At 34.5% G+C, this 9,061-nt stretch carries 10 protein-coding genes and 1 pseudogene; all 11 read right to left on the bottom strand.

The window, feature by feature from the left end; genetic code table 11:
- A partial coding sequence (locus K364_RS27000) for a hypothetical protein (RefSeq protein WP_169734775.1) occupies positions 1 to 191 on the bottom strand: 191 nt, incomplete at its 3' end.
- 217 nt (positions 192 to 408) lie between these two features.
- On the bottom strand, positions 409 to 570 hold the full coding sequence (locus K364_RS26995) for a hypothetical protein (protein WP_035270485.1): 162 nt from the start codon (positions 568 to 570) through the stop codon (positions 409 to 411).
- Positions 557 to 1,537: a helix-turn-helix transcriptional regulator gene (locus K364_RS0120575; protein ID WP_028309569.1), complete on the bottom strand. Its 981-nt coding sequence runs from the start codon at positions 1,535 to 1,537 to the stop codon at positions 557 to 559. Before K364_RS0120575 ends, K364_RS26995 begins: the two co-directional genes overlap by 14 nt.
- Positions 1,538 to 2,080: 543 nt before the next feature.
- Positions 2,081 to 2,916: pseudogene (locus K364_RS27425) on the bottom strand (serine/threonine-protein kinase).
- Between the two features lie 378 nt (positions 2,917 to 3,294).
- Positions 3,295 to 3,756: a hypothetical protein gene (locus tag K364_RS0120555; RefSeq protein WP_028309566.1), complete on the bottom strand. Its 462-nt coding sequence runs from the start codon at positions 3,754 to 3,756 to the stop codon at positions 3,295 to 3,297.
- A 9-nt stretch (positions 3,757 to 3,765) separates the two neighbouring features.
- Entirely contained in the window at positions 3,766 to 4,281 is a 516-nt protein-coding gene (locus tag K364_RS0120550) for a DUF6036 family nucleotidyltransferase (RefSeq protein ID WP_028309565.1), read from the bottom strand.
- Positions 4,282 to 4,666: 385 nt separating this feature from the next.
- Positions 4,667 to 4,801, bottom strand: coding sequence for a hypothetical protein (locus K364_RS27680; RefSeq protein ID WP_277995627.1), 135 nt, complete (start codon positions 4,799 to 4,801; stop codon positions 4,667 to 4,669).
- Complete coding sequence (locus tag K364_RS0120540) at positions 4,788 to 5,015, bottom strand: hypothetical protein (RefSeq protein ID WP_207640892.1); 228 nt, start codon at positions 5,013 to 5,015, stop codon at positions 4,788 to 4,790. Before K364_RS0120540 ends, K364_RS27680 begins: the two co-directional genes overlap by 14 nt.
- A 206-nt stretch (positions 5,016 to 5,221) precedes the next feature.
- Entirely contained in the window at positions 5,222 to 5,452 is a 231-nt protein-coding gene (locus K364_RS27115; RefSeq protein WP_028309563.1) for a hypothetical protein, read from the bottom strand.
- A 56-nt stretch (positions 5,453 to 5,508) separates the two neighbouring features.
- Entirely contained in the window at positions 5,509 to 6,543 is a 1,035-nt protein-coding gene (mcrC, locus tag K364_RS0120530) for a 5-methylcytosine-specific restriction endonuclease system specificity protein McrC (RefSeq protein ID WP_028309562.1), read from the bottom strand.
- Entirely contained in the window at positions 6,536 to 9,028 is a 2,493-nt protein-coding gene (locus K364_RS0120525; protein WP_028309561.1) for an AAA family ATPase, read from the bottom strand. Before K364_RS0120525 ends, mcrC begins: the two co-directional genes overlap by 8 nt.
- Positions 9,029 to 9,061: the final 33 nt, after the last annotated feature.

Below are 9,061 nucleotides of genomic sequence, written 5' to 3'. Positions count from 1 at the left end.
GCATTACTTACCAGACCACAGATGTAGGCAAAAGCCAAAAGCCATGTTGGAACCCCGGAGTGCTTACGGATTCCTGTTTGAGAAAAGAGCAAAGAAAGATCAAACAAATCCCAGATGGTCTTAAGTACTGGAATCCCGGCACCTTGACCGTGATCCTTCTCTTTGAAAGTTGGTTTACACAATTTTTTCATTTGCATCACCCATATCGTTAGGGTATGGTAAATAATACCATCCATTTCGATTATGGGGACATTTTGCAATTGTCAAGTGTTTTTGGGATTATCTGGTTGCATTTTGAAAATATTTTTGGATTATGCTTTGGTGTTATTTTCCATCAACTGCATAAGTCCTGTATATTATATATACTGAATTTTTCTAGATTAGATAAAAATATGACATAACTGTACTTTATTTGAATATTCTCCTAAGCGCCCTACCAGTTGCCTTGCCTGCAGTTCTTCTTCCTATGCGTTTAGCTATCTTTTTAGGGTTGCCGCTTGAGATGGCCGAAACATCTCCAAGCATCCTAACAAAGCTATACAAAACTCCCCTGGTTTTATTTATCGTCACCAGCATCACTCCCTGAATACAATTCAAGCATTGCTTCTATCTCCTGTTTCATCTGATCCCGATACTTTTTGGGATATAAAATTTCAGCCTGGCTGCCGTATTTCAAAAGCCAGCGTAAAAACTCACTGCCGCTTTTAACTGTTACCTCCATTAATAACCCTCCTCCAGGAAGTTCAGTTAGTATTGGGTCAGAATAATATAATTCCTCTTTTACGTACCTAGTTATTGTCTTTGCAAATCTAACCTTGAAAGTTATGTTTTCATTTTCATCAAAGATCTGCCACATGTTAGATAGGTAGTCTTCAATGTCAAAATCCTTTGGTAGGCTGAAGTTTTGTGCAGTAAGGCCTATCTTTTTAAATCTGCTTAGTCGATAGGTCCTAATTTCTTTATGGTGGTGGCAGTATGCTATGAGATAATAATTTCCTGCCCTGGTTATGAGATAATATGGGTCAATGGTCCGCTCTATCACAGTTTTACTTGCTGCTGAGTCATAGCTGCAACATACACTTATATTATTTAAAAAAGCTTCAACTAAGACCTTGGTAAAGTCCAGCTGTTCCTTATTTAGCTGATTATCATATATACGTATTCTTTCGTTAAGAGATTTTGTCAGGTCGGTTTGGTTATTAGAAACTTTTAGGGATGCCATTACTTTTTTCATGGCTGAGTTATAGCAGTTAGATAGAATGGATTTTTCATCTTTATTCTGGCAGGCCATTGAATGAAATAGGTGAAGTGCCAGGTATTCTTCTTGGGTTAGTTTTGCAGGATAATTAGTCTGAGGGGCATCCACAAGATAATAGCCTTTTTTACCCATGGATATTACCTGAAAGCCTAGATCGTCAAGCTTTTTAACATCTCTATAGATGGTACGCTCAGTAGTGGAGCATAATTGAGCTAGTTTTGTTGCTGTTAAACCGCTGTTGTTTTTCAGGTGATTTAAAATGGTAAATAATCTTTCCATAAGTTACTCCTAAAAAAACTTTTTATAGTTATTGGTAATAACCTTATCAGAAATAAACATACTAAAATCTTTCAATCTTTACATGTCATTTCCTGCCTGCGTTCATATGCAAATAACCGACAAATTCCCCAATTATTCTACATTTAAAATTTCATGTTGTTTCTACCCATACCCCTATTATAAAAAATACCCTGACCGAATCTGTCAGGGAATATCAGTTCGAGATGATTTTTTGTTGTTAAGTTTAGATCTATATGCTTCATCAGTTTTTGATAAAACTTTCCTCATCACCATTAAAAACATCATGGTAGGAATAATATATATTAATGAATTATAAACGGGCCAAATTACTCTCTTTATCCTCAACTATAAGACTTCTTTTGACACCTCTTCGAATCGCCTTAAGGAACTCATGTCTGATTTTTTTCCCTACTCTTGTTATTCCAATATCTTGTGCTGCCCACCTGATGACTTCTTCTCTATTTACTGAAATATTTTTATCAGGTAATACTTTTAGGACAGTGTTTAGCAATACCTCAGGATTTAGGTCTTTAGCAATAGAGTGACCAGTACTTTTTTTAATTGGTAAACATTTAAAATCTCACCGCATGATTGTATTCGGTCATTAGGGTTAACCACCAATAGACCTTTAACAATATCACAGGCCCACTTGGGATAAATATCTCTATCTAATCCATGATAAGTTCCTGCTCTTATTCCATCTATTACCTCAAATTCACTATGTCCATTGAATGGTAACTTTCCTGTAAGCATCTCGTACAAAATAACTCCAATAGCCCATAGGTCAGATCTAAAGTCAATATTTCCGTTAAGCTGCTCTGGAGACATATAGACTAACGTGCCCGCCACACTGTTGGCTTTAGTCATAAGTAAATCACTTTGTGTACCAACTGCGATACCAAAGTCAGTGATTTTAACCTGGTTGTTTTCAAATTTGATTAGAAGGTTTCTGGTTTTAAGTCTCTATGTATTATTCCATTATTATGTAAGACCTCTAATCCCTCAAGGATTTGACCAAAAATCTCAATATTTTGACTATTTGAGGTTTCAAACAAGTTCATACAAGTTCTAAGATTTTCTCCATGAATATACTCCATAGCAATACATGGACCTATTTCACTAAAAAAAACGTCATAAATCTCTACGATGTTATGGTGTTTTAATTGGGCTACAATTCTTGCTTCACGAATAAATAGGTCTATCCTTCTTTCCATTTCTTCTTCATTACCCGTATGCTTCAGTATTTTTAATGCCGTGCGCCTTCCTAAAACCCTATGAAATCCATCAAACACCAAGCCATATGTGCCTTCTCCTAGTTTATTAGTAATTTCATAGCTTCCAATCAAGTTATTTAACATTAGACCATCTCCTCTCAATTTATGAACCCCAAAAGCATTGGAGGTAAGATTATACTCCATAAAACATGGGCTTTTCTGCCCTTGCTAATTTTATTTCTTATTTCTGCTTTAGCATTATTCTGCATCTCCAGGCAACCTATAAAAAGAATTTCTCCAAAATAATGTTTTTCCTTTTTAAATTTAGTTAATTTTTGGTTATTATATAACCCGATGATTGCTAATCTATTTCAAGAATTTGAAATAGTTCGGAGCGACCGGATTTGAACCGACGACCTCTACCACCCCAAACATAAGTTTGGGCTTTCTAAGAACTACTATAAAGCTCTAAAAGCTTCTATTTCCAAGGGTTTTGCTTATACAAAAATCCTTGGAAATTTTTTATGATGTTATTAGTTTATCCCAATTGACTTCTTTAAGTTTTTTGTCAACCCTGACTTTCATTTGATGACTCATGTTATTTTTCTTTTGTTCTGCTAAATAAGTTTCAAATATCTTTGCATATCCAACTCGTTCCCAGTACTTTATATTTTCTTCTGGAACATTTTGTATTTTCAAACGTGTATTTTTGAGTAGTTGACTTGCTAATCTTCTTTTTTCAACAGACTCACTATTGCATAAATCCATTAAAGCAATTTTTGCATGGCATACTAATTTTTCTGCATAGGGATCATGTTTTGATAGTCCTAGAACTCTATTTAGTATTCTTCTATCTTTTAACATATACCCTACCAATAGTTTCTGCAATCTGTGATTTTTTGGAGCTTCTTTAATTATTGCTTCTAATGAATTTAAATTCGTTAATTGATTTTTATATGAAGTCATATATTTTGAGAAGCTCATTTTATTCACCTACTTTTTTATGGATTTTAGATAATTAACATCGGACCACAATCTTTGCTCATTAACTGCAGTAGCTAACTCTTCTTTAATAATTGATTCTAGTTTATTGAAATCTATTTTTTCAATCAAACCTGATTGCACTATGTCATCTAAATCTTTTGGGCGACCTGTACCTATTTTCGAAATCAATAGATCATAGTCACCTAAAACAAATACTTCTATATGCTTTAAGTTCAAGTTAACCTTATTTACTCTTTTTTCAAACCCTTCACAGATATTTATAATTGGCATACATCTGTCGTTTATAGCATTATTATCTAATATTTCTTTTATTCGCTTATCTGCCGTTATATATACATCAATATCTCTTGTTGTCCTGTTTAAGTATTTCTTTATAATAAAAGCACTAGAACCTAAAATGGTTAGTTTTATTCTCTCATTTTTCTGTAATACTTCCTCAAGTTCTGTATCAGCAATGATTATTCTCTCAATTATATCTTTTAATTCTAATTCAGCTGTGCTCATAGAAATTTCCTTCCCTTAATCCTATAATGAGGAACCCATTAATATCTTTTCCATTATAAGCTAACTTATATCATTACACCCATAGTTATTACAATGACTAGTACCATCATGAATTAGTACCATCATCAGAATGGTATGCAATTTTTTAGTTATGAGTACTTTTTTGCTTTTCCTAATAGGAATAACTGCCATATACCAGGCTCTAATTATAACCTCCTGCAATTATTTTCTCTATTATATCATATTTTTGTCTATTATTCTTTTAATAGAAGTCTGTCTGTCGCATATGTAACTTGGGACAGTTGGATGAGTATTACTGTATCCATAGCTGCTGCCCTGTGATACAATTTCTTTAATAAAGGGAATTCCCTTTTCCAAAAACAATTCAGGTAATGATTGAGTGGAACTTCATTTTGTCTTCGTCCATAAGTATCTCTTTTATAAGAAATTTGGCCTTTTTGCTCCCAAGATAGGCACTAATAAAAATATTAGTATCTACTAATATTTTAATCTTGCTCATATCTTTTCCTTCTCACTGCTTCAACTTCTTTAGTAATATCTTCAAAAGGAATTGGTTCTTCTTCGCAGCGTTCGTTAGTCTTATTCAAGATATTATTTAACTTAGTGTTAATATCAGTTTGCATTCTTTTATAGATTATCTTTTTTTCATCAAGTGACAATTGATCGATTAACTCCCAGACTTCATTCAAATTTTGCTTCATAATTATTTCCATTCCTTTCGCTTCGCTCAAGGCACAAAACGTAATGAAAGAATTCTTTCAGACTTTCCACCCCTAACCAAATTATATCATATCCAGTGACCTGAAGATTATAACCATATTATACCATTTAATCCCCGCCATTACAAAACGTTGTGAAGAAAAGTTCCTGTCTACTATCTACCTATATTTTAGCACGTTTCCTTCAAAATTTTTACATCTTAGTTAATACGCTTAATAAAGAGCTTACTTAGCTTCTTTTCCCCTGTTAACTTAAAGTTTTCAAAGCTGTTATTTATAGCCTGTTCTACAAGCTCATCATCTAGGCTTCCATCAGCTAAACCTGTGATTTTATATGGCTTTGAGTTTATGTATGGTATGGATCCTACTAAAAGACATGTTATCCAGCCGTAATAAAATAGTTTTAGTTTGTGATGATATCCATCTACCACTATATTTCTGGAGTAAAATTGTTATTAAGCTTTTAAATAACCATCAAAACTAATAATTAAATAAGAATACCCGTGACCAATTTGCTAAGTTGGTTTTCAATTGCTGGAAAGTCTTCATTCAGGTCAAGGGTTTTTACACTTATTCGGTTGCCACTTATCATATAATCATTATCTGGTACTATCTCCTCATCTGTTTTTGCATAAAGAAGAATACCACTTACACTGCCAGAATTAGTAGTGTCTTTATTTTTTATATAGGTGAAAATCTGATACATGTTCTGCGAATGTATAGTTTGCTTGCTAGAAAAAGCTTTTGCTTGCATGGTCCGCGAATAATACTTCGTGTCAATAATGAGAGTTTTGCCCTGAAATTGAAGAGTGATATCCGATTTCATTGTTGGGAGGAGCTCCATCATTCCATCATCCACATCCCAATTAATATGTGCAGCTGAAACATTAAACTGTGGATAATGTTTGTGATAATACTCAAATACGAATTTTTCATAGAGCCTATGCATACGTTGATCATCAATATACCGAGCCAGCTTTCGCTTGCCTTCATTTTCAGAAAGAAGCATGCCTTCTATAACTAAATAACATATATTTACCAGCATTTCATAAGTAGCATTGTTGCGGTGGTATTTAATGCTTGGCCATCTAATCTTTAGGGGATCTAGTTCATCAATATGGGCAAAATACACCATTGCTTTTTTTAGGGCCCTTTTTTGAAGCAAAGAAACCTCAGACGATCTGATTAATAGCATTGAAGTTGTTTTGAGGATTTTGTTCAAATATGTGTTATCAGTAAATTCATCAAATGTACAAACTAGCTGCTTTTTAAGCAAGGTTTGCTGCCTTATGGAACTAGAAACATTTATTTTACCAATAGGTGAGCTAATTGCTTCTACTTTACTGTTGTACTCCTTCCCTAGGCCCCTTTTTATTTGGTTTGCAATACCCTTAGCAAGAATGGCTGCCAGTAAGTCAGATGCATTGGCAAATTCCTCTACTGCAATTTTTGCATAGCCTTCCTCTCTTAAAACCTGAAATGCGTAAGCAAGCATATAATAGACGTTCTTTATCCTAATCATTTAAGGCACCACACAGCCTAATTGTCCATTGTTCGATTTTAGATTTCTCATCAAACCAGTATTCGTTAAGGAGTGGTAAAATCTCATAATGTATAACTGAGTTTAGCCATCCATCATTAATCTCCTTATTAGTACAAAGATAGCTATGTCCTATTCTAAAACCATGGCCAAGTGCCTCATCTTTGCTGATGTATTCGTTTAGAGCTTGGATTTGTTCAATTAGAGCATTGTATTTTTGGTTATTTGCTTCTAACATTATTGCCTTAAACCCGTCAGAATTAAAAGCAGGCTCAATTTCAAAGAAAGCAAATCTTCTTCTTAGGGCATAGTCAATCATGGCAAGGCTTCTATCAGCAGTATTCATCATACCAATAATGTGAACATTTTTTGGGACAGAAAACAACTCGTTTGAATACAGTAGACGAAGCTTTTCACCACGCTTTTCATTTTCAATAAGCATAAGCAGTTCACCAAAGATCTTACTTAGATTTCCTCTGTTAATCTCATCGATGATAAAGAAATAGTCCTGTTCGTTATCATCCTGTGCTGTTTTGCAAAACTGATAAAATGGTCCAGCTTTTAATTCAAATCCATCTTTTGAAGGGCGAAAGCCCATAATAAAATCTTCATAACTATAGCTTTGATGAAACTGAATTATCATAACTCGGCTGGTATCTTTTACTCCCATAATTGAATAGGCAAGTCTTTTTGCAACAAATGTTTTTCCAACACCAGGAGCACCTTGTAAAATTAGATTTTTCTTGGCTTTCAGCAGGTTAGCTAATGTGTTATAACTTTCTTCACTCATAAACACTTCACTTAAAAAATCATCTTCTGTGTAAGGCTCATATACAACCTCTTTTTCTTCTTCAATAATGTCTACAGTATCATCATTAACAAAAGCGTTTTCCAATTTTTGTACATAATCAGTATAGGGAGAAATGTCGGTGAGGACTTTTAAAACAGCTTGTCCAGGATGTTCCCACTCTCCGTTATGTGTCCAATTAATGTTATGAAGATGTTTGAACTCATCCCTGTTTGTATCATAATAGTAATCGGATTCCACTATCCCACGCCCGATGATTTTATATAATCCCTTTTTTACATAAACAACATCTCCTGGTTTAATTTCATGTGCAAATTGCCACGTTGCATGGGCAGAATTTTTATAGGAGTAGTCCTCTCCATAAAGCTCCTTCATTTTTGTTTTCATAGCATCCTTGGTTGGATATTGATTTAAATCACCCATTTCATCCCAGCCGATGCCCATAATTTTTTGTGAGTAAAATTCATCCCATTTGGAGGAATTGTTTCCAGGAGCATAAATCCAGTATCGCTTTTCATTTTTATCCTGTACATCAGGCGAGGAGTTTGAATTTTCACGGCGCTCCTTGAGAATATCTACCCATTTTAAGAATATCTCACCTGCAATTTCCTCATTCATAGGGTCTGTGAAACCCTTATTTGTAAGCTTCCAGACTCCTCTGACAGACTTATCAATATACCCTTCATAAGTTAGATAATTTCTTGCAAAGGCGATCTCGTTGTCAAACTTTTTAGTTGAGGTTTTACCACGTGTTTCATTTACAATTTCATCAGATAGGCTTAAGTCATCTATAATTTGGCTGCGAACCTGTTCTGGTGTTGCAGTGCCTCCTATAGTTTTTAACGCATTAATTATAGGGGCAAACCACTTGAGGAAGCTGGCGGTGGATCTTTTTTTGTTTTGATTTGTTGAAGTTGAGGTCAGCCATGCAGCATGTGATAACTCGGGAAAGCTATGATGTGGGCTATCATTCTTTTGAAAGATATCCTTACAGACAGCAATTAGTTCCAAATAGGTTTTAGCACTAGGGAGTTGTTTTAAATTAGAAACTTTAGTTATATTCGCCATATAAGGACTGTCAGCCTCAGCTAGGTAGCTTCTGTTACGTTCATCAAGGTTTAAGTAAAAAAATGGACGTATCCAATATAATGCCATTGTTAAATTCCATTTAATGCCCTGTTGTTTTCTAACCTTATCATAACAAGTGATGAAGACAGCTTTAGAAACCTCTGAGGATTTGTCTGCAAAGATAATTGCTGCCTCAAAAACATCCCAAAGATTAGAGATGTCATCTGGCTGTCTGTCTGCTTTATATCCAAAAAACCAAGCCTTCATATTATTTAGTACAGGAATACCATCAAATTCTGTTGGTATTGGAGCCTTAACTCCCAGCTCCCTGCCGATACCATCCATTAACCCCATGCGGTTTTCATTGGATATCCCCTTATTAAAGCACCCAAATACAGTAAATGGACAAATGTCATCCATAGGATTTCCATTATCGATAAATGGATAGCGTATTTCTAGATCATCAAATACCTTCTTGATTAGCTCAAGAAGTCCAGGACGATTATCCTTATATAGCAGGAGCCTGTTAGCAAATTCCATATAAAAATGTGTCCAGTTAAACGAATTCTTTGTTTGGATGTTTGTTTTCACTCTTTCATAACACCTCATCTATAAGTTTTGGGA

Source organism: Desulfitibacter alkalitolerans DSM 16504 (genome assembly GCF_000620305.1).
GTDB classification, from domain to species: Bacteria; Bacillota; DSM-16504; order Desulfitibacterales; family Desulfitibacteraceae; genus Desulfitibacter; species Desulfitibacter alkalitolerans.
Note: the sequence above shows the minus strand (reverse complement) of the source record. Positions and strands in the feature narration are given on the sequence as shown.

Bases quoted from the DNA above. Each gene is read 5' to 3' on its own strand.
- K364_RS0120540 (WP_207640892.1), bottom strand. From the start codon at position 5,015: ATGGAAATAATTATGAAGCAAAATTTGAATGAAGTCTGGGAGTTAATC.
- mcrC (WP_028309562.1), bottom strand. From the start codon at position 6,543: ATGATTAGGATAAAGAACGTCTATTATATGCTTGCTTACGCATTTCAG.
- K364_RS0120555 (WP_028309566.1), bottom strand. From the start codon at position 3,756: ATGAGCTTCTCAAAATATATGACTTCATATAAAAATCAATTAACGAAT.
- K364_RS27680 (WP_277995627.1), bottom strand. From the start codon at position 4,801: ATGAGCAAGATTAAAATATTAGTAGATACTAATATTTTTATTAGTGCC.
- K364_RS0120575 (WP_028309569.1), bottom strand. From the start codon at position 1,537: ATGGAAAGATTATTTACCATTTTAAATCACCTGAAAAACAACAGCGGT.
- K364_RS0120550 (WP_028309565.1), bottom strand. From the start codon at position 4,281: ATGAGCACAGCTGAATTAGAATTAAAAGATATAATTGAGAGAATAATC.